The organism is Paramicrobacterium fandaimingii (assembly GCF_011751745.2).
Taxonomy (GTDB): domain Bacteria; phylum Actinomycetota; class Actinomycetes; order Actinomycetales; family Microbacteriaceae; genus Paramicrobacterium; species Paramicrobacterium fandaimingii.
This window is the reverse complement of the sequence record NZ_CP061170.1, coordinates 2,544,705-2,566,710: the sequence shown is the minus strand read 5'-3', so window position 1 is coordinate 2,566,710 and position 22,006 is coordinate 2,544,705. Positions and strand designations below refer to the sequence as shown.

Below are 22,006 nucleotides of genomic sequence, written 5' to 3'. Positions count from 1 at the left end.
GTTCAGCCTATCGTCTCTGCCGATGCGACTGTGCCCGCTGACTCGGTCCGTTCCCGGCTGCGAGCCGGGGGAATGTGCCCGCGGGGAATGCCGAGCTGCGTCACCGTCGCGGGCGTTGCCGTCAGATTCTCCGCAATGACGAGCATTGCGTCAACGCGAATCGACTGAGACACCAGCTGCGCCCAGCGTTCGGTGTCGTCTGCTTTGTGCCGGGCATCGACGACGATCCACGTCTGGTCGGGCTGAAGGCGGGCGAGTTCGTCGAGCTCGCTGCTCACCGCGAGGGCGCTGCTCAGGCGCCATGCCAGATTGACCGGGACATTCTCTTCGACAGCGTCCGCGCGAGCGAGGTAGGCGGCACGGCGATCGGTCACCGGACGGATGCCGCGGGGCATGCTGTCCCCGGCCGCAGCGAGTAGCCCGCGCGCCTCGCGCGCGGCGTCGAGCGCGAGCGTCCCGAGGCCGATGAACACGACGAGATCGCCCGCTGACGACAGCGGCTCGATCTCGGGTTCTGGGGCCGCGGCCTCGTGGTGTGCGGCGGGAAGAGCGCGTGGCGTCGGCACCGCCGACAGCTGAAGGGGGCGCACGGCCGGAGAAGGTTCCGGTACCTCCTCGCGCGGCGTCGTGCGGATCTGCGCCTGCAGACTCTGCATGATCGAATCGAAGCTCGTGCCGCTTGTCGCGACACTGTAGCCGAGCGTCTGCTCGGCCTCTTCCGCGTCGGCGATCAGCATCTCGATGCCTTGTTTGCCCGGGCGAATCGGCGCGTCAACGTCACCGTCACCGTCGAAAGGGACGTCGACTGTGGCTTCGTATTTGTGCCGCGTGAGAAAGCCGGCGATGCCGCCGACGGTGACCTTCTCGAGTGAGATGATTCGCGCCCTGTCGCCGTGTTCACGGCGGATTCTCGCGCGCAGCTCGTCGATCGAGGTGCCGTCAAGCTGAAAGCGTTTGGTTGTCACGCACCACTCCAACGGTATCGATTGCGAGGCCGGAGACGGTTGCCTCCGAGTAGGAGAGCACAGGGAGCCCATCGGTCTGCGAGGATACGAGCTTGCGCAGCGCGGGTCGTAGCGACGGTGCGCACACGAGGACGAGCTCTCCCAGAGACGTGTCCGCGGCGGCGACGAGATGCTTCACCGACCCGATCACCGACTCGAGACGATCGGGGTCGAGAACGATTTGCGGGCCGTCATCTGTCGACCGCAGACCCTCGAGCATGGCCTGCTCGAGGAGCGGATCGACCATGAGCACGCGAAGGCGGCCATTTTCGGCGAAGCGGGCGGAGATCGCCGGGCCCAAGGCGACGCGTGCGGCCTCGACGAGACCCTCGGGGTCCGTCGACACCTTCGCACGAAGGGACAGAGCCTCGTAGATGCGCGCGAGGTCGTTGATCGGAATGCGCTCGGCCAGCAGTTTCTGCAGAACGCGCTGCACCTCGGCGAGGGACAGCAGCGCAGGCGTGAGCTCGTCGACGGCTGACGGCGTGAGGTGTTTGAGCCCGTCTGTGAGCTGGCGGACGTCTTCGCGGGTGAGAAGGCGCGCGGCGTTCGCCTGCACGATGCTCGACAGGTGCGTCACGAGCACGCTTGCGCGGTCGATCACCGTCGCCCCGGTCAGCTCGGCGCTGTGCCGCATTTCGAGGGGAATCCATTTTCCGTCGAGCCCGAAAACCGGGTCGACAACGGTGCGGCCAGGCAGGGCGTCGAGTTCGTCACCGAGGGCGAGCACGGAGCCAGGCGGGGCGATGCCGCGCCCGGCTTCGACTCCCGCAATGCGGATTGAGTACGTCGAGGGCGGCAGCTCGATGCTGTCGCGGGTGCGCACGGGAGGCACGACGAAGCCGTTCTCGAGAGCGATCTTGCGGCGGAGTGCCTTGACGCGGGCGAGAAGATCGTCTGGGCCACCCGAGACAAGATCGACGAGGTTCGGAGCGAGCATGATCTCGAGAGCGTGCACGCGCATCCTCTCCATCAGCTCTTCCGTCGGATCGGTCGCCTGCGGCGTCTCGGTTTCTGCCACCTCAGTCTGCGCGCGCTTCTCGCGCGCCTTGATGCGCTGCCCGGCGAGAAGCAGCAGAGCGCCGATCGCGACGAACGGAATCTTGGGCATTCCCGGAATGAGGGCCATGACGATGGCAGCGGAGCCGGCGATCGTGAGGGCGCCGCGCGACTGCATCAGCTGAGCAGACGCCTCGCTTCCCATCTCGGACTCGGCGTTTGATCGCGTCACGATCATGCCGGTGGAGACCGCCATGAGCAGAGCCGGAATCTGCGTGACGAGCCCGTCGCCGATGGTCAGAAGGCTGTACGTGCTGACGGCATCCTCAATGGTCATTCCGTGCTGCACCATGCCGATGGCGATGCCGCCGATGATGTTGATGATGATGATCACGATGCCGGCGATGGCATCGCCCTTGACGAACTTCGACGCGCCGTCCATCGCGCCGTAGAAGTCGGCCTCGGCAGCGACATCTGCGCGACGTTTGCGGGCCTCGGCATCGGTGATGAGCCCGGCGTTCAGGTCGGCGTCGATGGCCATCTGCTTGCCGGGCATGGCATCGAGGGTGAACCGCGCGCCGACCTCCGCGACGCGCTCGGCGCCCTTCGTGACGACGACGAACTGAATGACGACGAGAATGAGAAAGACGACGGCGCCGATGATGAGCGAGCCCCCAACGGCGATCGTTCCGAACGCCTCGATCACCTGGCCGGCGTAGGCCTCGCCGAGCACGAGCCGGGTGGAGGCGACGTTGAGGCCGAGTCGAAAGAGCGTCGCCACGAGAAGCAGAGACGGAAATACCGAGAAGTCGAGCGGCTTCTTGACGAACATCGTCGTGAGCAGAATCACGAGAGCGAAGAGGATGTTCGTGATGATCAGCATGTCGAGCAGAAACGTGGGAATGGGAACGACGAGCAGCATGATGATGCCGACGACGCCAACGGGTACGGCGAGTTTGCTCAGAGTGCCGCTCATGCTGTCCTCCTTTGGGGAAGCGAATGGATGCCGCGGGTTGAGCCGCGTTTCTTGAGGGCCATGACGAAGACCAGAATCTGGGCGACGGCGTTGTACAGGTCGGCGGGAATCTCTTGGCCGAGCTGGCACGCTGCATGGATGGCGCGTGCGAGCGGAATGTCTTGCACCATGGGAACGCCGACTTTGTCTGCTTTTTCTCGAATGCGCGTGGCGATGATCCCCGCGCCCTTTGCGACGACGCGCGGGGCAGACTTGCCCGGCTCGTACTTGAGGGCGACGGCAACGTGGGTGGGGTTCACAACAACGACGTCGGCGTCTGTGACGGCGGCGATCATGCGGTTACGGCTCATCGCGAGTTGACGCGACCGCCGCTGCTGCCGAATGAGCGGGTCGCCGTCTGAGTTCTTGTTGTCGTCTTTCAGCTCGCGCTTGGTCATGCGTGTGTGCTTGCGGTTGCGTCGCATGACGACAAAGAGGTCGATGATCGCGAGGCCGACACCGACGGCGACGGCTGCCTGCAGCATCCCCGCCGTGCCGCCTGCGGCCGCTTCAAGCAGCTGGCTCACCGAGTGGGATCCGCTCGACATGAGAACGGGCATCAGTCCGGAGACGACGATCCACAGCGCGCCGCCGATGGCCGCTGTCTTGAGGATCGCCTTTGCGCCTTCCCACAGTGCGCGAACGCCGAAAACGCGCTTCACGCCGCTGACGATGTTGAACTGCTCGAAGCGTCCCGTCATCTTCTTCAGGTGAACGCCGCCCTGCGTGACGGCGGCGATGAGCACGGCGACGGCGACGACGACGAACATCGGGCCGAGAACATCCGGAATCATGGCGAAGCCGTTGCCGAGGGCGGCGAGGGCCTCGCCCGGGTCGGGGTTGCTCGCAATGGTGGCGACGGTGACCATCTGCTCTGTGCCTGCCGAGGCGCCGGCGGCAATGGCGACGGGCATCATGACGGCGGCGGCAGCGATGCCGACCCAGGCAGTGAGGTCTTGGCTTCGCGAGAGCTGCCCCTTCTGCCGTGCATCGCGGAGGTGCTTGTCTGTTGCTTTCTCGGAGCGTTCACCGCTGTCGTCCTTCGCCACTATCTCACCCCCGCCATCATGTTCAGAGCGTCCTCTGTCAGGGCGTTCACGACGCCGGGGAGAACGAGGTACACCGTTCCCACGAGCATGAGCGTGATGATGATCTTGAGCGGAAAGCCCATTGCGAACGCGTTGAGCGCGGGAGCGACGCGGGTGATGAGGCCGAGGCCCGCGTCGGCGAGAAAGAGCACGATCACGAGCGGGCCGGCGATCTGCACGGCCGAGAGGAACATCTGGCCGACGGCGGCGACGATCATGTCGGCCGGCTGGCTGATGGCGAAGATTCCATCGAGGGGGATCGCACGAAAGCTGCCGATCAGGCCGGCGAAGATGAGCTGGTAGCCGCCAGATGCGAAGAGCAGGGCGAGCGCGGTCATCTGAAAGAGCCTGGTGAACTGGGCGCCGTTGATCATCGCCTGCGGGTCGAAGGCCTGTGCAAGCTGGAACCCGCCGAACACGTCGAGGAGGTTTCCCGCCGCCTGCACGGCTGAAAAGCACACGAGAACGAGAAAGCCGAGGAGGGCGCCCGTCACGAGCTGCAGAACGAGCGTTCCGAAGAACTGTCCCGTGCCCAGCGGCTCATAGCCGACCGAGACGGAGGCGCCGACGGCGAGGGAGAGCCCGACGCCGAGCATCGCCTTGACGCGCGCGGGGATGGCGCCATACGAGAACGGGGGAGCGATCATGAGAAATGCGGTGATGCGCACGGCGGCAAGCATCGTCGCTTCGAGCCAGCCCAGGTTGAGCGCCAGAGTCACGTCAGCCTCCAGCCAAGAGCTGGGGGATGCGGTCGAAAAGCGCGTTCGTGAACGCGATCATCTCGGTGATCATCCAGTTGCCGGCGATCACGAGCGCGAGAGCGACGGCCACCGCCTTCGGCACGAATGACAGCGTCACCTCCTGCACCTGCGTGATCGACTGCAGCAGCGAGATGGCAAAGCCGACGACGAGCGCCGTGACCAGCAGCGGCGCGGCAAGCTTTGCCGCGATGATCAGCCCCTGCATGCCGATGTCGAGAACCGCTTCGGGGGTCATCCGACACCTCCATAGCTCTCGAGTAGCGCCCTGATGATCAGACCCCAGCCATCGACGAGGATGAACAGCAGAATCTTGAAGGGGAGGGAGATCATGACGGGCGGCAGCATCATCATGCCCATGGACATGAGCGCCGCGGCGACGACGAGGTCGATGATGAGAAACGGCACGAAGATGACGAAGCCGATGATGAAGGCGGCGCGCAGCTCCGAGATCATGAACGCGGGGATGAGCGTGTACATCGGAACGCTTGCGGGATCGAGCGGGTTCGGCTGATCAGCGGCACGCGTCATGAGCGCGAGATCCTGATCCCGTGTGTAGGCGAGCATCCACTCGCGCAGAGGCTGCTGCCCGATGTCGACGGCTTGCGAAAAGGTGATCGTGCCATCCAGATACGGCTGGACGGCGACGGCCTGAATGTCGGTGAGCACGGGCCACATGATGAAGAGCGACAGAAACAGCGCGAGCCCCGCAAGAACCTGGTTCGGCGGGATCGACGGCAGTGAGAGCGCATTGCGCGTCATGGCGAGCACAACGAAGATCTTCGTGAACGACGACATCATGAGCAGAATCGCCGGGGCGACAGAGAGAAGCGTGATGCCGATCAGCGTGACGACGGATGCCGAGGGCGACCCGTTGATGCCGTTGATGTCGACGGTGATGCCTCCCGTCGGAGCATCTTCCGGGTCTGTCGGAGGCGTCGGGTCTGTGGGGTCCGCCGGGTCGGCGTTGGCGCCCGTTGCGGAAAGCAGCATGAACGTCGCACCGAGAATCGCGATGCCCAGCACAATGACGGCGACGCGAAGAAGGCGTCGCCGCTGAGTGATCGTCCCCGTTGTCATCGCACGTGGCGTAAGGCGTCGGCGGTCTGCCGCCACGTTGTCGGGGAGAGGATGGAGCCGGCAAGGGCACTCTGCTTCGCATTGTTGCGCGGTCGGCGCAGCGGGGCAGGCTCGGTGGACGAGGATGCCGAGAGAACGCGATCGAACTCCGTCTGCTCGCCGGCCGGATCGGTTGCGGGTGTCGACTCCGTCGGGCGGTCGACCGCGGTAAGGCGGGGGCGGCCGGGGGTCGAGTCAATGACGGTGACGCCGTGCTCCGTCACGCCGAGAACGTAGCGCGTGTTGTCGACCTGTGCGATCACAAGGTGCGCCTTCTGGCCGAGGCTCTGCCTACCGAGCACCGTGATCGGTTCGCTTGCCTTGCGGCGACCGGACCCGCGGCTCAGTCTGCGCTGCACGTACCAGAGCACGCCAAGCACAGCGGCGAGCGATACGACGACGCGAAGAGTGAGCAGCAGGCCATCCATGCTAGGCCTCGGTGTTCTCGAGAATGCGGGTGATGCGAACCGCATAGTCTTGGTCGACGACGACGACTTCGCCGTGGGCGATGAGGCGGCCGTTGAGCTTGATGTCGGCAGGTGCGCCTGCGGAGCGGTCGAGTTCGACGATGCGGCCCGGCTCGAGGTCGAGCACGTCGCGCACGGCCATTCGCGCCCGGCCGATTTCAACGGTGAGGTCCATCTCCACTCCGGCGATCCGACGCAGGCGTCCCGAAGGCGACGCGCTTCCGGTGCGCGTAATGCGCACGGCAACGCGGCCGACCGTCGAGCCGACAGCGTCGACAAGGTCGAAGACCTGAGCCTCCGAGGCAGCGAAGATGGAGCTGGCGTCGCCGACGACGGGATCACCAAGCACTCCTGCGCCGAGCACGCTGGCCGCGGCCTTGAGCGCCTCGTGGATGCGGTCGGCGATCGGCTCCGTCGAGAGGCCGTCAGAGAGCACGCCCGGGTCGATGATCTGCGCCGCGAGATCGGCGCCGGCCTCGCCGACGAACGACGCGATGACGGCATCCCCTGTGTCGCCCGATGACTGCGACGCGGTTGCCGTTATCGGTTCGGCCGTCGGCAGCTTTGCTGCGAAGGCAGCGGCGATGGCTGACTCGTGAGTGGTTGTGCTGGTCACGGTGACTCCTCGGGGCTTGTGGGTCCGGTCAGTACGCACGCGAGTCGCGTGCCGTTCGAGCCCACGGCTGCTGTGGCGATGACGTTGCCGTCGATGACGAGCTCAAGTGGCTTGTCTTGGGAATGGGGAACGGTGATGAGGTCACCGACCGAAAGCTGAAGCACCTCGCGGGGAGTCATGGCAACGGGGCTGAGACGCAGCGCCAGTTCGACCGGTGTCTCGTGCACCTGTCGGCGCAGAAGCTCGGGTGCATTGTCGATCGGCGTGGTCGGGTTCACGCTGGACAGGCGCGGAATGACCAGCTCAGAGGGAAGCATGACGCTCGCGGGCGACACGTGGTCGCCGACGCGAATGGAGAAGTGCGACACGATGACGAGATCACTGGATGCCGCGGCCTGCGCGAACTGCGAGTTGTAGTGCATTGCCGAGAGGGCGATGCCGTCGGGCAGCAGATTGTTGAAAGAGTAGTCGAGGTCCTCGAGCGCATCGGACATCAGCCGCTTGACGAGGGCCTGCTCGATGGGGGTGAACGTGCGTTCGTCGTCCATGACGGTCGGGCGTCCGCCGAGCATCTGAACGACCCACGACAGCGCAGCCGAGAGCGGAAACTGCACGACTGCCTTGTGGTCGGTGTCGGGGAACCCGCAGATCACCATTGCCGTCGTCGAGGGCAGTGACGCCGCATATTCGTCGTAGGTCAGCATGACGAGCTGTTCGCTCGTCACGTGAGAGCGCACGCGGATCTTCGCGGTGAGCTGTGTCGCCCATTGACGGGCGAACGTCTCAAACGCCAGCTCGAGCACGCGCGAGTGCTCGCGCGCGAGCGTCGCGGGCCTGCCGAAGTCATAAACGTCGACAGAGCTGCGCGAAGGCGCGACTGTGGTGCTGCGTTCCTGGACCGTCACGCCCGTGACTATCGGATGCCGGACCGAACACGTTAGATGGAGGCAGAGGCTATGACGTCGGTGTGGCCTCCGGCAACTCCGCGAGCAGGTTGCGCACCTCTTCGCTTGCGTCAGAGAGCACGACGATGTCGACCCGCCGGTTGAGCGCAAGGGCGTCGTCGCTTGTTCCCTCGGCAATGGGTCGGGTGTCGCCGTAGCCGACGGATTTCACGCGCTTTCCGGGAACATCGCAGCTCTCGACGAGATGCCGCAGCACTTCGGTTGCGCGGCCGGAGGAGAGCTCCCAGTTTGTCGGAAACGGCGCAACGGACTTGCGGTAATCGGCGTGCCCCTCGACAGACACCTGGTTAGGAACGTCGACGATGATTCCGCCGAGGGCGTCAAGCACGTCGTTCGCTGTGCTGCTGAGCTGGGTGCTGTTTGTGGCGAAGAAGGTCTCGCCTCCGATGAGCCCCACCGTGAGTCCGCGCTCGTCGATGGTGAATTTCACGGTGTTCTGCAGATTGTGGTCTGCCAGTGCCTTCTGCATGCGCGCTCGCAGAGCTTCGAGGTTCTGCAACTCCTCGTTGGCGAGAACCGTGTTCGCGTCTGCGATGAATCCCTCGCCTTTCTGGTCGACGAGCTCCTTCGGAACGATCAGCCCCTCAGAGACATCCGTGCTGTCTGACGCCGTCTGGCCGAAGCCCGTGGCGAGAGAGTCGCGGAGCGCGGCGAACTTCTCTTGATCAACAGTCGACATGGCGAAGAGAACGATGAACATGCACATCAGCACCGTCACCATGTCGAGATACGACGCCATCCAGCGTTCGTCGACGTGGCTTTCATCCGTGCGCGGACTGCGCCGGCGCTGACGCACACTCACGTCAGGCCGCCTGGCTCGACGTGATGTCTGACGAGCTGTCGCGTTCCTTGCGCGACGGACCGTCGGCGACAAGCGCACGCAGGCGTTCGTCGACGAGTCGCGGCTGGCTTCCAGCCTGCACGGCGAGAAGTCCTTCCATGAGCAGTGTCTTGCGCTCCACCTCGAGCTCGCCGAGGCGAGCGAGGCGCATGCCGATGGGCAGCCAGATGAAGTTGGCCGAGAGCAGACCCCACAGTGTTGCGACGAAGGCTGTGGCGATGAGCGGTCCGAGCGTTTCGGGTGTGTCGAGACGCTCGAGCACGTGTGTCAGAGACACGACGGTGCCGATGATTCCGATCGTCGGCGCGAAGCCTCCCATGAGCGAGAAGAAGCGTGCGGCGATGCGATTCCTGGATGCCGTCGTCGAGATTTCGTCTTCGAGCATGATGCGCAGGTCTTCGGCGTCGGTTCCGTCTGCGATGTTCTGCAGCCCGCTCTTCACGAATGGGTCGGATGCCTCGTTCGCGTCGTTCTCCAGTGACAGCAGGCCCTCGCGACGAGCGCGCTCGGCATAGCCCACAACGTCGTCGATCGTCGCGGTGAGCGACGGGGACTTTCCGCGCACAACCTTCGGCAGAGCCTTCACGGCGAGCAGTGCGTCTTTCATCGTGGAGCTGGCGATGCCCACCGCGATCGTGGCGCCGAAGACCAGAACCATGGGGGCGGGCAGAAGCAGCGCCGTGACGTGGGCGCCCTCGATGGAGATCATCGCGAGAAGAGCGCCGAACGCCAGAACGAGCCCGATGATGAATGCGGGATCCATCACTCGCTCCCTTCGTACTGTGCCTCTGCGAGCGGCGCGACGAGACCGAGCGTTGCCGCGCGAGCCGTCGTGCGCGGGTAGCTGGTTGCTTCAGAGAGCACGCGAGCGCGGAAAGCCGCGATCCGATCGATCACCTCGTCGATCGACTCAGTGACGACGAACTTGGCGCCGTCGACCATGACGAGTGTGGTGTCGGGGGAAGCGTGAATCCGCTCGATCAAATCGGGATTCACTGCGAATTGGCTGCCGTTCAGCCGAGTGACAACGATCATCGGTCCATCCTTGGAAAATGTGTCTGGCCCATCCTGGGCCGTCACAGCGTACTGTCGGCATCCAACCGGCTGAGGTAAGTCAGGTGGATGCCGACAGGGGAGATGCCCGGTGCTAGCGCTTCAGGTTCGTGAGCTCCTGAAGCACTTCGTCGCTCGTTGTGATGATGCGGGCGTTTGCCTGGAAACCACGCTGGGCAACGATGAGGTTTGTGAACTCCTGCGAGAGGTCGACGTTCGACATCTCGAGTGCACCGCTGATGATCTCGCCCATGCCCGCGACGCCGGCTGTGCCGATCGCGGCGTCACCCGAGTTCACTGTCGGTCGGTACTGAGACGATCCGGCCTTCTCGAGTCCCGTCGGGTTCGTGAACGTGGCGAGTGCCACTCGAGCGAGCACGGCGGTCTCACCGTTGCCGAACGTGCCGATGAGGCTGCCGTCGTCGCTCAGCGCGTACGACTCCAGTGTGCCGGCGGCGCGACCGTTCTGGTCGGTCACCGCAACGGTCGAGAGCTCGGCAAAGCCGGTGACGCCCGAGAGGTCGATGTCGACGGGGCCAGCCGTGAGCGCGCCTCCGCCGGTGAGCACTCCGTCGACGAAGGTCAGATTCGTCGTGGCGCCCCCGTCTGTGGCGACGTCCCATCCGCCCGCGGTGCGGGTGAATGTCAGCGTCAGAGTGTCTGATGTTCCTTCGTTGTCGTAGACGGTGAAGTCGCGCACGAGCTCGTCGCCGACGGGCGTGTCAGACGGCAGGTTTCCCGTCACTGTCGCAGAGTTTGTCGCGGCCGCAGGCGATACGGCACCGACGGGAAGCGTGATCGATCCGATGGCGCTGCCCGGGGTGATCACACCGTTCGTGGCCGTCCACCCCTGCACGAAGGCGCCGTCGGCGCTCACCATGCGGCCCTGCGCGTCAAACGAGAACCCGCCGTTTCGCGTGTAGAGCGTTTCGTTTCCCGACTGCACGATGAAGAAGCCATCGCCCGCGATCATCAAGTCGGTGGGCACACCGGTTGACTGCGCAGCACCCTGCGCGAAGTTCGTCGAGATGCCGGCGACCTGCACGCCGAGCCCGACCTGGGCCGGGTTGGAGCCGCCGGTGTTCTGCTGGGGCAGAGTCGAGTTCTTGACAAGCTGCGACAGCGTGTCTTGAAACTGCACAGACGATGCCTTGAAGGCCGTCGTATTGACGTTGGCGATGTTGTTTCCGGTGACGTCGAGCATCGTCTGGTGAGAGCGAAGGCCCGAAATGCCGGAGTAGAGCGAGCGGAGCATTGTGCTGCCTTTCTATGAGTTTCAGGGTGTGGTGCTCATGCCCGACACGGCGTCGAGCGGGACAGTTTTGTCGCCGATGGTGACCTGCGGCACCGATTCGGCGAACGAGATTGAGGTGACGAGGCCCGTCTGGGACTCGCCGTCAGCGTCGAGGTAGCTCGCCTGCTGACCGAGAAGCGATGCGGCGGTCTGCCGCATGCTCAGCGCGAAGTTCTCGTTCGACGTCGTGGCCATCGCCGTGAGCTGCTCCATCATGGCGAGCTGCGTCGTCTGCGAGATCATCTCGTTTGTGTTCATGGGCGAGCTCGGGTCTTGGTTCTTGAGCTGCGTGACGAGCAGCTGCATGAACACCTCGGAGTCGAGAGTCTGCTTGCGGTCTTGCGCGGGCGTGACCGTGCTGGTGTACAGACCCGTTGAAGAGACGGGGTCGACAGTGGGCATGGTGATCCTTTCGGTCAGGCGAAGACGTCGATTGTCGTCAGAGGGGACGGATGCTGCGGCGCAGGCGATTGCGCCGGCACCCCGTCTGCGGGCACGGCGTCGTCGTGCGGCGCGCCGCGGTTGTCACGCTGTGCTGCCTGCGAGCCCGAGCGTTCCTGCTGGCTGAGGAGGCTCTGCGAGTTTCCGGAACCGGGCTGCCCCTGCGCGTTCGCGGAGCCACCCCCGGCACCGCCGGAGCCCTGCCCCGACCCCGGTTGGTCGTTTGTCGAAAGCACGAGTGCCGCGTGGGGAGAGACACCGGCGAGGTCTCGCCGCAGGTCTGCCATCACCTGACGAATCGCGTCGCGCCCGGCATCCGTCGGTGCGAACAATTCGATGTGCATCGTGGTTCCGGTGATGTGCGCTCGCACGGTGACGGGGCCGAGGCTCTCGGGTGAGACCGTGACCGTGAGCTGGTGATCACCGTTTCCTGCCCGAGCCATGGCGAGCACCGGAGCGCTCAGCTGCGGTGCCAGAGGCGGTCTTGGCGGGGGCGCGGCAGTCGCGGCGGGCGCCGCTTGCGTCGGAGTCGTCGCGGCGGTTCCCGATGCCGTGACGCCGACAGGTGGAGTATCGGGTGCCGCGCTCGGGTCGGTCAGAGCCGCCGTGCGCCCAACGGACCCGGCGGCGGTCGTGCCGGAGTCGGGAGTGGCGGGTGGTGTGGCGGGCACTGTGGCGGGCACTGTGCCGGGGGCGATCGGCAGCGCTGCTCCCGCCGCGGCACCCACGGGTGAGCTGGGTGCCGACGCCGGTGTCGCGACTGATGCTGGAGCCGCGGGCGTTGGGGCTGCCGTGTCGACGGTCGAGGCAGCAGCCTCTGTGCCGGTCGGGTGTGCCACTGTGCTGGTCGGGTGTGCTTCTGTGCGGACGGCGCGTTGCCTCGTTGACGTTGCGTCGGGAGCTGTGCGCGTGGAAGCGGGCGTCGTCGCGGCGACGGCGGCCGAGGCCGCGCGGGCTTCTGTCGCAGGCTGCGTCGTGACGGAAGGGTCAGTGGGAGCGGAGGCCGCTGCGCTCTCGGCCGTGCCAGCGCCTGTGGCTGTGCCTGTGCCCGTGGCTGTTCCCGCGGCGGGTGTCGTGAGGGTGCTCGGCGCAGGCGAATCTGCCGCTGACTCGGGCATCACGTCGGCCTGGCCGCTGGATTCGCCGCCGGGCTCGCTGTCTGTGGTGACCGTCGTCGCCTGTGCTTCCGCGGCAGCATCGGGGTCTGCCGTGAGTGCCGCGCCGGCTTCCGTGTGTGCTCGAGGCTGGGCGGGGAGCACACTGTCGGCGGTCGCCGTGCTCTCGCCGTCTGCAGATTCTGTGCTGTGCGTCGTCGACCGGTGAGCATCCGGCCGCCGCTCGGTCGGCGTCGCTGTCGGTTCCGCGCCGCGCGCGTTCGCCGACGCCGCAGCTGTAAACGCCTCGTCGAAGGCGGAGACGCCGCCTGCGGTCCCGCTCGTCCGACGCTCAGGCGCGGGCGACGCCCCGGGCGCGATCAGTGCGATGTTCGTCATTGTCCGGCCGCCTGACTGAGAAAGCCAGATCGCAGCATCGCCAGCAACTGTGCCTGCGACGAGTCAGATGTGCCGGTCACGGAGGAGCCGCCGAGGCCCAGCATGCTCATCAGGGAGGCGTTCGCGCCACCGAGACCGGCGACGGACGCTGAGGCGGCAGCATCCGCCGACGGCACAACGCGGCGAATCGTCGAAATCTCAGACGGCGAAAGGTAGTTGTCGACGAGCTCGACGCTCTTTCCAGGCCGCGGCGCGTGGATGATCTTGCCGTCGCCGGCGTAGATCACAATGTGGCCCTCGCCCTTCACGACGAGAAGGTCGCCTGGCTGCGCCTGATCGAGCGAGGGAACCTCAACGCCGATGTCTGCCTGATCCTGCACAACGCGCGGTGCGTCGATGCCGAGGTCGGCGAGAACGCGCTGCACGAGGCCGGAGCAGTCGATGCCCGACCGGTCTTCGCCGCCGAACACGTAGGGAACCCCGATGTAGCTTCGTGCCTGATCGACGATGTCGGTTCCTGAGACGCCGCCGTTCGGCGCCGTTCCGGCCGCGTCGAGGGCTGCGGCGAAGCTGGTTGCTGCCGCCGGCGCCGCAGACGTCGGCGTCGTTGTGGCCGGCGTGGTGAGCTGGTGAATCTGCGTTTGGATGTCGCTGATGCGCTCGAGTGCGACTGTGAGGCTCATGAGTCGGTCTCCGTCCACCTGGTTGTGGCTATCTCGTCGAGAACTGCCTGTTCCGCACGCAGATCTGCTGTGCGTTCGCGGTCGTCGTGCGCGTCTTTGAGCTTCTCGAGGCTCTTCTCCTCGCGCTTCGCAAGCGCGTGCGCGTGCGCGGCCTCGTCGCGGGCCGTGACGTGCTGCTCGGTGAGGTTTGTCAGTTCGGCGAGCTGGCTGCGGGCGGCGACTCGGGATGCCGCCAGGGCGGCCAGCGTGCGCACGTCGACGGCCTCCGTGCCAGACGAGCCGAGCGCGGCGCGGGCGTGGCGTTCACGCGTCTCGGCTTGGCGGGCATTCATCGTCTCACGCGAGAGCCGCTCTGCCGCCTGACGCTGTTGGATGCTCCTCAGCCTGAGCAGGCCGGTGAGGGCGAACTTTCGGGCCATCAGACGCCTCCGAACGTCGACACAAGGCGGTCAAGCTGGCGCCACGACTCCTCGGCGGTGACGACGTCGTCGATGCTTTGGGTGAGGAACTCGGAGATGCCGCGCTCGTTGGCAACGGCGGCATCCACTCGCGGGTTTGCCCCCGGCTGGTATGCGCCGACGTCGATGAGATCGCTTGCCTCTCGCCGCGCGGCGAGAACCGTGCGAAGGCTCGTCGCGCGTGCGCGCTGCCCCGCCGAGGTGATTTTTCCCGCAACGCGGGAGATGGAGCCGAGCACATCGATGGCAGGGTAGTGCCCGGTGACGGCGAGCGAGCGGTCGAGCACGATGTGTCCGTCGAGAATGGAGCGGGCCGCATCGGCAATCGGCTCGTTGTGGTCATCGCCGTCGACGAGAACCGTGTACAGCCCGGTGATCGAACCGGCGACATCCGTTCCGGCGCGTTCGAGAAGCTGCGCGAGCACCGAGAACGTCGACGGCGGATAGCCGCGCGTGGCCGGAGGTTCGCCGGCAGAGAGGCCGATCTCGCGCTGGGCCATTGCGACGCGGGTCAGCGAGTCCATCATGAGCATGGCGTCGAAGCCGTCATCGCGAAATGCCTCGGCGATGCGCGTTGCGACGAAGGATGCCCGCAGGCGAGCCATCGCCGGTTGGTCCGATGTGGAGACGACGACGACGGATCGGGCAAGACCCTCGGGGCCCAGATCGTCTTCGATGAATTCGCGCACCTCGCGACCGCGCTCGCCGACCAGCGCGATCACCGAGACCTGAGCGTCGGTTCCCCTGGCGATCATCGACATCAGCGACGATTTGCCCACGCCGGAGCCCGCGAACAGGCCGAGCCGCTGACCGACGCCGGTTGTCGTGAGCGTGTCGAGCGCGCGCACGCCGAGCGTGAGCGGAGTGGCGATTCTGTTGCGGCCCATCACCGACGGCGGCTGGTGATCGAGGGTCACTCGAGGAGCATCCGTGAGCGGGCCCTTGCCGTCGATCGGACGCCCGAGTCCGTCAAGCACGCGCCCGAGCAATGCCGGGCCCGTCGGCACCGAGAGCGGCCGCCCGTTCGAGTGCACAGCATCGCCCACAGTGATGCCGGTCATGGGCGTCAGCGGCATGCAGCGCAGCTGCCCGTTGCTCGTGGCGACGACCTCGGCGTCGATGCCGCCGGCAATCGTCACCATGTCGCCGACGGCGCAGGTCAGACCGCGCACGTCGACGCCCAGCCCGAGAACCTGCGAGACGGTTCCGAGCCGTTCGGGGCGCGCTGTTTCGATGATCTCTGGCCAGGCGAGCGTCATGATCGTCCCTCGCTGAGGGCGGAACGCACGCGGGCGAATGCCGCGTCGAGGCGGGCGTCGATCGTGCCGTCTTCGAGCATGGCAACAGCGTCGCCAACCGCAACGGTCGGGTCGGCAACGAGCGGGATCGGCGCCGTCTCCCCACCCCGTCGATGCAGAACGTCGATGTCAGCGGGGTTGAGCCGCACACCGCTGAGCGCGTGCACATCGACGACAGAGAGCGCGCGGTGCAGAGCGTTCCTCGCCGACTCATCGTCGGAGTCGAGCTCGCGGGCGATCACGGCTTCGGCGAGGTCGACGGCGAGGCTCTCCACGTGGCTCTGCGCTGCCGAGAGGAGGGTCTCTTCGCGGTGGGCGAGAGACAGCGCCGCGGCATCGAGAATCTCTGTCGCGCGCTCAAGCTGGCGCACCTGCTCGCGGCGCAGAACCGTGTTCTCGGCATCGATGCGGGCGCGCTGGGCCGCTGCTGCCTCGGCAGCCGCGCGCATTCCCTCCGCGTGTCCGGCGGCGTAGCCGCTGAGCCGCGCACGCTCGACCTCCCGCTCCGACTCGGGAGTGGTGATGCGGGGAAAGATGCCTGGAGTGAAACCGTCAGTAGACATACGCCTCCTCGTCGGCGCGCTGAACGGTGATGTCGCCCTGCGATTCGAGAGTGCGGATGACGCGCACGATCTCTGATCGCGCCTCCTCCACCTGCGACACGCGCACGGGGCCAAGGTTCTCGGTCTCGTCATCGAGCAGGGCACGGTTGCGCTCTGAGAGGTTGGCGCGAATCACCTCGGCGACGGGATCGCTCGCACCCTTCATGGCGGTCGCGAGCACCGTCGTGTCGATTCCGCGCAGCACAAGCTGCACGTCCCTCTGGCCGAGTCGAACGATGTCGGCAAATGTCAGCATGCGCGAGCGCACGTCTTCGGCGAGCTCGGCGTCGCGCGCCTCGAGGCTCTCGAGAAGCGCCTTCTCCGTCGCGGCATCCGACCGGTTGATGATCTCGACGAGCGGCTGAACTCCGCCGACGACTCCGGTGTTGTCGCGTTGCGGAAAGACCCCGCCCGTGCGCGACTTGAGCGTGTCTGCGACGATCGTGATCGCCTCTTGGGTTGCCGTTCCCATTGTGGCGATGCACTGTGCGACATCGGTGCGGCGCGGGTCGGGGAGGGTGGCGAGCACAGCGGATGCCTGCGCAGGCGTGAGGTGCGCGAGAACGAGAGCAATCGTCTGGGGGAGCTCGCCATCGAGCAGCGAGACGACCTGGCCCGGGTCTGCCACCGAGAGAAACTCGAACGACTTGCCCGCGAGGCTCGATGTGACGCGGGTCATCACCGTCTCGGCCCGCTCAGAGCCGAACGATGCCTCGAGAATTCCCGCGGCGACGTCGCGCCCGCCCCGCCCCTGGAAGAGCTGCTGCGTTGCGAGCGTGTGAAACTCGGTGAGGGCGCCCTCCGCGGTTTCACCGTCGACGCGGCGAATGCGAATGATCTCGGCGGTGATCTCTTCCGCCTCGGCATCCGTGAACTGCTTCATCACCTCTGCCGCGCGCTCACGCTCCAGTGACATCAAGACGATCGCTGCCTTCTGCACGCCGGTCATATCTGTCATGCGTCTTGCCTGTCGTCCATGAGCGTGCGCAGCAGCTCAGCGGTCTTGCCCGGGTCGCGCCCGGCAATGGCGTCGATCTCGGCACGTCGCTTGTTCATCGAGATCTCCTCCGGACCGGGCTCGGGATCGGGCCCGGGGTCGGATGTCTCGAGCGAGAGCTTCTCGGTCGGCGCCTCAAGCAGCTCGTCGAAGGCCGACGGCTCGTCAATCTGCGTCAGCTCAATTGACTCGCGGGTCTGCTGCTTGTTGCGTCGTGCGTAGAGCACGATGCCGGCGATCAGCGTCGCGAGGATCGCCGCGGCGATGATTCCCGTGCGGATGATGGCGCTCATGCGGTCGGCGGCAGCGGCATCCTTCGCTGCCTGCAGCGCTTCCTTGGCGGCATTCGCGTCAGTCTCGCTGAACGACACGAGCGCGACTGTGACGTCGTCGCCGCGGGCCGTGTCGATTCCGGCTGCCGTTGTGACGAGGTTCTGAATCTGGCCGAGGTCGACGTTCTCTGCGGCATCCGAATCGACGGCCACAGACACGGTCTGGCGGTTGATTGCGCCGGCGGGCGTCGTCGTCTTCTCCGTCGACTTGTTCACCGCATTGTTTCGCGTTGTCTCTGTCGCTTCGTAGTTGCCGTTGTTCCCGCCTCCGGGAACGCCGATGTTGTCTGGGCCGAGCACGCCGGAGCCGCCTCCGCTCCCGCCCGAGTACTTCTCTGATTTCGTCTTCTCGTCGATCGGAATGTCACCTTCGGGAAGCGAATACGCTTCGTCGAGCTTCTCGGTCGCCGACAGGTTCATCTCGGCCGCAACGGTCACCGTCGCGTTGCCCGCGCCGACGATCGCGTCGAGCATGTCCTGAATGTTCTGGCTGACGCGAGCCTCGTAATCCCCTGCCTGCTGGTCTGTTCCCCCTGTCGCGCCGACGCCCACGGCCGAGAGCACCTCGCCGGCCTGGTCGATGACAGCGACGTTCTCTGCCTTAAGATCGGTGATCGCTGCAGACGTGAGGTGAACGATCGCCTCCACCTGGCCCTTCGCGAGCGTCGCGCCCTTATCCGTCTCGATGAAGACGGATGCCGTCGGGTCGACCTTCTCTGAGACGAAGACGCTCTCCTCGGGAATCGCGAGTTGAACGGATGCCGCGGTGACGCCGTCGAGCGACGAGATCGTGTCGGCGAGCTCACCTTCAATTGCGCGCTTGTAGGTGACGGACTGCTGAAACTCCGAGGTCGTCACGCCCATGTCGTCGAGGAGCGTGTACCCCTCGGAGCTTGAGGTGGGGAGACCGGCGGATGCGGCGGCGAGGCGCTGGTCGTAGACGTTCTTCTCGGGAACCATCACTGTGGCGCCGCCGTCGGCGAGTTCGTACTCAACGCCAGACGACTTGAGCTGCTCGACGACGGCGTTCGCGTCTGAGGCGCTGAGGTCGGTGAACAGCGGAGACATCGACGGCCGGGTCAGCCAGGTGGCAAGGGCGACGGTGCCGAGAACGAGCACCGCAACGCCGATGATGGCGATGGCGCGCTGCGGAACCGTGAACGCGTTCACGGTGCGACCGAACCGCTGAAAGAGGGAGGAGACGGCGCGGGGCATCAGGCCTGCATCCTCATGATCTCGTTGAACGCGTTGACTCCCTTGTTTCGCACCGCGGCGACGAGCTCGAGAGTGACGGCGGCGCGCGCAGAGGCGATGGAGGCGGCATGGATGTCGCTGAGATCACCGGTCACGGCGGCGACGGAGAGCTCGTTCGACGTCGCTTTCAGCTGCTGCAGGTCATCGATGGCGCCCGTCAGCGACGAGGCGAATGCGCTGTCATCGGTCGGCTGCGTCTCAAGCGCCGGGGGAGCAAAGGCTGCGGCGGTGGAGGAGGCTCCGTCAACGGGTGGGATGGGCATCAGCTGCGTCCGATCTGCAGGGCGGCTTCATAGCTTGTCTTGGCGCGATCGACAACGGCGGCATTTGCCTGGTAGCCGCGCTGGGCGAGAATGAGCTCGCTCATCTGAGTGCCCAGATCGATGTCGGGGTATCGCACGTAGCCGTCGTCATTTGCGAGCGGGTTCGCCGGCTCGTACACTAAGCGGCCCTCGGCATCGCCGAGAGCGGTTCCCGCAACATAGACGCCGGGTGTTTCCTGCCCGGCTTCAACGACAATGTAGCGCTCTTGAAACGCCGCGTCGTCTCCGGAGGTCGCCGTGTTGATATTCGCGATGTTGTCGCTCAGGGCATCCAGCCACTTGCGGTGAACGGTGAGACCCGTTCCCGCGATTCCGATTGCATCAAACGTCATCAGTTGCTCCTCAATGCGGTGCGCACCGCACTGAACTGACCGTTCATCGCCTGTGTGGCGAACTGGTAGCGCAGCACGGTGTCGATGTTCGAGAGCGTCTCGGTGTCGAGATTGACGTTGTTTCCGTCGAGGCGCGTCGGCTCGAGAGACTCGCCGACCGATGCGGTCACGTGACCGTCCCCGGCGGCAACCGAGGCGGCAAGTTCGTCTTCGAACTGCACGCGCTTGGAGTGGTAGCCGGGAGTGTTGATATTTGCAATGTTGTCGGCGATGGCACGTTGGCGCTGCGACAAGCCGTCAAGCGCGCTGGTGAGTGCCACAGCTGTCACTGAATCGAACACGAACACCGTTCCCAAGTGTTGACGAGTGGCCGATCCGTGGCCTCATGTGGTGAGCGATCCGTGCTCCTTGTGCTCTATCGGCAGCCAGCCCCCTCGCGTTAGCTGCTCGTCGGCACAAAGCTCAGCGCGAGACTCAAAGCCGTCGCTGAGATGCTGTTTCCTGGGCTATCCGTCAACGTCGAGATAGACGGCTTCGTTGCCGCGCACGGGCGGCACCTGCCTGAGCGCGTTGAGGTGCTGCTGCGCCTGCGCCTTCTCGTGCTCGACGTGGGCGATGGCCTCGCGCTGCCGATCGGCGATGCCGCGAGCCCACTCCTCGAGCTGCGCGGGAATCGGCGATGTCGGGGCCGTCCACGGGTCAGCCACTCGCGTCGCCGGGTCGAGATCGGCCTCAAAGCGGATCAGCAGCGCCGTCCATTCGGCGAACGCGTCAGGCATGCGCGCTCACCGGAGCAGAGGTGACGGATGCCGCGGAAGCGTGCCACGCCTCGCGCAGCGGAGCGATGATGTCGACGCACTCGTGCGTCGTGTCGGCATTCCGGGTGACGTTCGCGGTGATGAGCGTCTGGGTGAGGTAGACGTAGACGGCGCGGAGCCCTGCGCTGCCCTCCCACGCGTCGGTGAGCGACGACGTGAGCTCGGTGACGATCGCCTGCGCGTGCTGAAGGTTCTCGTTGGCGACGGGCCAGTTCTCTGCGCGTTGAGCGGCCTCGGCGCGCTCCACGTCGAGAAGAAGCCGGTCGTAGAGCATCGTGAGCAGTCGTTCCGGCGTGGCCGACATGACGGCATCCGTCTGATACTGGCGCTGCGCGCGAAGGGCGGCGTTCATGAGCTCTCCCCCATACTCGGAAGTGATGACAGTTGTGATGTGAGGAAGCTGGACTGCGACTGCATCTGCGAGAGCATCACTTCGAGCTGCGCGTAGGTGCGCTCGAGTGTTGCGCGGCGCTGTTCCAGCCGGGTGTCCCAGCGGTCGATCTGGTCGCCGAGACGCCCCACCTCGTCTTCTTGACCGGTGATGCGCATCGTGAGCATGCCGTCGTACTTATCGGAGTACTGGTCTGAGACGTCCTGCACGCGGGCCGCGACACCGGTGAAGATGGCGTTCACCGCCTCGGGGTCGTCGGCGAGGGCCGCCGTGAATTTCTCCTCATCGAAGCTGAGCACGCCGTAGCGGTCGATCGAGATGCCGATGCTCGAGGGCGAGTCGCCGTCGACGGGGTACTGCACAGCGTTCGACAGTGCTTGGCGCAGCGCCCGCACCGTGCTGTCCCCTGTGAAGACGCCGAGCGTCGTGTTCGTGCCCGAGTCTGTCGAGACGGTGGCCTTTGAGCCGTTGGCGATGCCCGCCAGAATCGATGCGATCTGGTCGACGAACTCCTTCGCCGTCTTCGTGCTTGCCGCGGAGTCCGGTGCAACGGTCACGGTGACGGGGGCTGTCGACACCGCCGTAACCGTGACGTCGACGCCGGTCATGAGGCCCGCGAACGTGTTGCTCGACGACGTGATGCTCTGCTCGGCGGCGGTGCCGGCCCAGAGGGTGACCTGTGCGTCCTGCGCCGTGGCAATTGTGGCGGCACCGGGCTCGTCTGCGATGTTGACGGCGGTTCCCGCGTCGAGCGAGGCGGCGTCGCCCCGGTACATGGTGAACGCGCCCTCCGTGCCCGTCTCTGACGCGACAAGCTGCAGTCGGTAGAGGGTGTCGCCGTTTGCATCGACGCCGGCGGGAACGACGCTCGCCGTGGCACCGATGTCTGCGGCGTTGATGGCTTTCGCGAGGGCAGCGGGCTCTGCCGAGTCGGCGGTGATCTCGGTCACCTCGCCCTCGGCGTCGACAAACGTCAGCACGGGCGGGTCATCGGGCCACACGGTGTGGGCGGCGGTGACGACAGTCTGCGCCGTGGCGATCTTATCGACGACGATGTCGATTGACCCCGCGGATGCTGCGGAAGACGCAGAGACGGTGACGCTGTCACTCGAGCTCGTTCCCGTGAACGCGGAGAGCGACCGCGCCTCGGCTGCGGTCTTCGCGTTGTCGACAAGCTCTTGAAGCTTGGAGTTGAGAGACTGCAGGTTCGAGATGATCGTGTTCTTGTCGGTCACCTTGTTCTGCAGGAGCGTCTGGGGAATTGCCTCGACGTCCATGAGCGCGTTGATGATCGAAGTCGTGTCGAGGCCGCTGGCGAGGCCGTCGAACGAGAGTCCCATGAGTCGCCTTTCACATGCAGTTGTC

At 65.8% G+C, this 22,006-nt stretch carries 27 protein-coding genes; all 27 read right to left on the bottom strand.

The features are described from left to right. Positions 1-2: 2 nt before the first annotated feature. The 27 genes from HCR84_RS12390 to fliD all read right to left on the bottom strand — a co-directional run bounded on the left by HCR84_RS12390 (position 3) and on the right by fliD (position 21,981). On the bottom strand, positions 3-965 hold the full coding sequence (locus HCR84_RS12390) for a hypothetical protein (RefSeq protein WP_166980580.1): 963 nt from the start codon (positions 963-965) through the stop codon (positions 3-5). Next, the gene (locus tag HCR84_RS12385; RefSeq protein ID WP_166980582.1) at positions 940-2,979 is read right to left on the bottom strand and encodes a flagellar biosynthesis protein FlhA; all 2,040 of its coding nucleotides are present in this window, start codon (positions 2,977-2,979) and stop codon (positions 940-942) included. Before HCR84_RS12385 ends, HCR84_RS12390 begins: the two co-directional genes overlap by 26 nt. Next, positions 2,976-4,067, bottom strand: a complete 1,092-nt coding sequence (locus HCR84_RS12380; RefSeq protein WP_166980584.1) for an EscU/YscU/HrcU family type III secretion system export apparatus switch protein — start codon at positions 4,065-4,067, stop codon at positions 2,976-2,978. The genes HCR84_RS12385 and HCR84_RS12380 overlap by 4 nt, the downstream gene beginning before the upstream one ends. Next, entirely contained in the window at positions 4,067-4,825 is a 759-nt protein-coding gene (locus tag HCR84_RS12375; protein WP_166980586.1) for a flagellar biosynthetic protein FliR, read from the bottom strand. The genes HCR84_RS12380 and HCR84_RS12375 overlap by 1 nt, the downstream gene beginning before the upstream one ends. 1 nt (position 4,826) lies before the next feature. After that, on the bottom strand, positions 4,827-5,102 hold the full coding sequence (fliQ, locus tag HCR84_RS12370; protein ID WP_166980588.1) for a flagellar biosynthesis protein FliQ: 276 nt from the start codon (positions 5,100-5,102) through the stop codon (positions 4,827-4,829). Further along, positions 5,099-5,944: a flagellar type III secretion system pore protein FliP gene (gene fliP, locus HCR84_RS12365; protein WP_166980589.1), complete on the bottom strand. Its 846-nt coding sequence runs from the start codon at positions 5,942-5,944 to the stop codon at positions 5,099-5,101. The genes fliQ and fliP overlap by 4 nt, the downstream gene beginning before the upstream one ends. Next, positions 5,941-6,411, bottom strand: a complete 471-nt coding sequence (gene fliO / locus HCR84_RS12360) for a flagellar biosynthetic protein FliO (protein ID WP_244972475.1) — start codon at positions 6,409-6,411, stop codon at positions 5,941-5,943. Before fliO ends, fliP begins: the two co-directional genes overlap by 4 nt. A gap of 1 nt (position 6,412) precedes the next feature. Beyond that, the gene (gene fliN, locus HCR84_RS12355) at positions 6,413-7,066 is read right to left on the bottom strand and encodes a flagellar motor switch protein FliN (RefSeq protein ID WP_166980590.1); all 654 of its coding nucleotides are present in this window, start codon (positions 7,064-7,066) and stop codon (positions 6,413-6,415) included. Next, positions 7,063-7,971 carry a flagellar motor switch protein FliM gene (locus tag HCR84_RS12350; RefSeq protein ID WP_166980592.1) on the bottom strand — a complete coding sequence of 303 codons (909 nt, stop codon included), beginning with the start codon at positions 7,969-7,971 and terminating at the stop codon, positions 7,063-7,065. Before HCR84_RS12350 ends, fliN begins: the two co-directional genes overlap by 4 nt. Before the next feature lie 49 nt (positions 7,972-8,020). After that, positions 8,021-8,833, bottom strand: coding sequence for an OmpA/MotB family protein (locus HCR84_RS12345; RefSeq protein WP_166980593.1), 813 nt, complete (start codon positions 8,831-8,833; stop codon positions 8,021-8,023). Position 8,834: 1 nt separating this feature from the next. After that, positions 8,835-9,635, bottom strand: a complete 801-nt coding sequence (locus tag HCR84_RS12340; protein ID WP_166980595.1) for a motility protein A — start codon at positions 9,633-9,635, stop codon at positions 8,835-8,837. Next, positions 9,635-9,907 (bottom strand): flagellar FlbD family protein, encoded by a 273-nt coding sequence (locus HCR84_RS12335; RefSeq protein WP_166980596.1) that lies wholly within the window; start codon positions 9,905-9,907, stop codon positions 9,635-9,637. Before HCR84_RS12335 ends, HCR84_RS12340 begins: the two co-directional genes overlap by 1 nt. Positions 9,908-10,019: 112 nt before the next feature. Next, positions 10,020-11,180: a flagellar hook protein FlgE gene (locus HCR84_RS12330; protein WP_166980598.1), complete on the bottom strand. Its 1,161-nt coding sequence runs from the start codon at positions 11,178-11,180 to the stop codon at positions 10,020-10,022. A gap of 21 nt (positions 11,181-11,201) precedes the next feature. Further along, complete coding sequence (locus HCR84_RS12325) at positions 11,202-11,621, bottom strand: flagellar hook assembly protein FlgD (RefSeq protein WP_166980599.1); 420 nt, start codon at positions 11,619-11,621, stop codon at positions 11,202-11,204. A gap of 14 nt (positions 11,622-11,635) precedes the next feature. Beyond that, positions 11,636-13,153: a flagellar hook-length control protein FliK gene (locus HCR84_RS12320; protein WP_166980601.1), complete on the bottom strand. Its 1,518-nt coding sequence runs from the start codon at positions 13,151-13,153 to the stop codon at positions 11,636-11,638. After that, the gene (locus tag HCR84_RS12315; protein WP_166980602.1) at positions 13,150-13,836 is read right to left on the bottom strand and encodes a C40 family peptidase; all 687 of its coding nucleotides are present in this window, start codon (positions 13,834-13,836) and stop codon (positions 13,150-13,152) included. The genes HCR84_RS12320 and HCR84_RS12315 overlap by 4 nt, the downstream gene beginning before the upstream one ends. Continuing rightward, positions 13,833-14,255, bottom strand: coding sequence for a flagellar export protein FliJ (locus HCR84_RS12310; protein WP_166980604.1), 423 nt, complete (start codon positions 14,253-14,255; stop codon positions 13,833-13,835). Before HCR84_RS12310 ends, HCR84_RS12315 begins: the two co-directional genes overlap by 4 nt. Continuing rightward, positions 14,255-15,553: a FliI/YscN family ATPase gene (locus HCR84_RS12305; RefSeq protein WP_166980605.1), complete on the bottom strand. Its 1,299-nt coding sequence runs from the start codon at positions 15,551-15,553 to the stop codon at positions 14,255-14,257. Before HCR84_RS12305 ends, HCR84_RS12310 begins: the two co-directional genes overlap by 1 nt. Continuing rightward, on the bottom strand, positions 15,550-16,155 hold the full coding sequence (locus HCR84_RS12300; protein ID WP_166980607.1) for a FliH/SctL family protein: 606 nt from the start codon (positions 16,153-16,155) through the stop codon (positions 15,550-15,552). The genes HCR84_RS12305 and HCR84_RS12300 overlap by 4 nt, the downstream gene beginning before the upstream one ends. Beyond that, on the bottom strand, positions 16,145-17,152 hold the full coding sequence (gene fliG / locus HCR84_RS12295; RefSeq protein WP_166980608.1) for a flagellar motor switch protein FliG: 1,008 nt from the start codon (positions 17,150-17,152) through the stop codon (positions 16,145-16,147). The genes HCR84_RS12300 and fliG overlap by 11 nt, the downstream gene beginning before the upstream one ends. Further along, positions 17,149-18,738, bottom strand: coding sequence for a flagellar basal-body MS-ring/collar protein FliF (fliF, locus tag HCR84_RS12290; RefSeq protein WP_166980610.1), 1,590 nt, complete (start codon positions 18,736-18,738; stop codon positions 17,149-17,151). Before fliF ends, fliG begins: the two co-directional genes overlap by 4 nt. Beyond that, positions 18,738-19,040 (bottom strand): flagellar hook-basal body complex protein FliE, encoded by a 303-nt coding sequence (gene fliE, locus HCR84_RS12285; RefSeq protein ID WP_166980612.1) that lies wholly within the window; start codon positions 19,038-19,040, stop codon positions 18,738-18,740. The genes fliF and fliE overlap by 1 nt, the downstream gene beginning before the upstream one ends. Beyond that, entirely contained in the window at positions 19,040-19,432 is a 393-nt protein-coding gene (locus HCR84_RS12280; protein WP_166980613.1) for a flagellar basal body rod protein FlgC, read from the bottom strand. Before HCR84_RS12280 ends, fliE begins: the two co-directional genes overlap by 1 nt. Further along, positions 19,432-19,773 (bottom strand): flagellar basal body rod protein FlgB, encoded by a 342-nt coding sequence (locus tag HCR84_RS12275; RefSeq protein WP_166980615.1) that lies wholly within the window; start codon positions 19,771-19,773, stop codon positions 19,432-19,434. The genes HCR84_RS12280 and HCR84_RS12275 overlap by 1 nt, the downstream gene beginning before the upstream one ends. Before the next feature lie 165 nt (positions 19,774-19,938). Beyond that, on the bottom strand, positions 19,939-20,211 hold the full coding sequence (locus HCR84_RS12270) for a hypothetical protein (RefSeq protein ID WP_166980617.1): 273 nt from the start codon (positions 20,209-20,211) through the stop codon (positions 19,939-19,941). Then, complete coding sequence (fliS, locus tag HCR84_RS12265; protein ID WP_166980618.1) at positions 20,204-20,602, bottom strand: flagellar export chaperone FliS; 399 nt, start codon at positions 20,600-20,602, stop codon at positions 20,204-20,206. Before fliS ends, HCR84_RS12270 begins: the two co-directional genes overlap by 8 nt. Continuing rightward, entirely contained in the window at positions 20,599-21,981 is a 1,383-nt protein-coding gene (gene fliD, locus HCR84_RS12260) for a flagellar filament capping protein FliD (RefSeq protein WP_166980620.1), read from the bottom strand. Before fliD ends, fliS begins: the two co-directional genes overlap by 4 nt. Between the last annotated feature and the right edge of the window lie 25 nt (positions 21,982-22,006).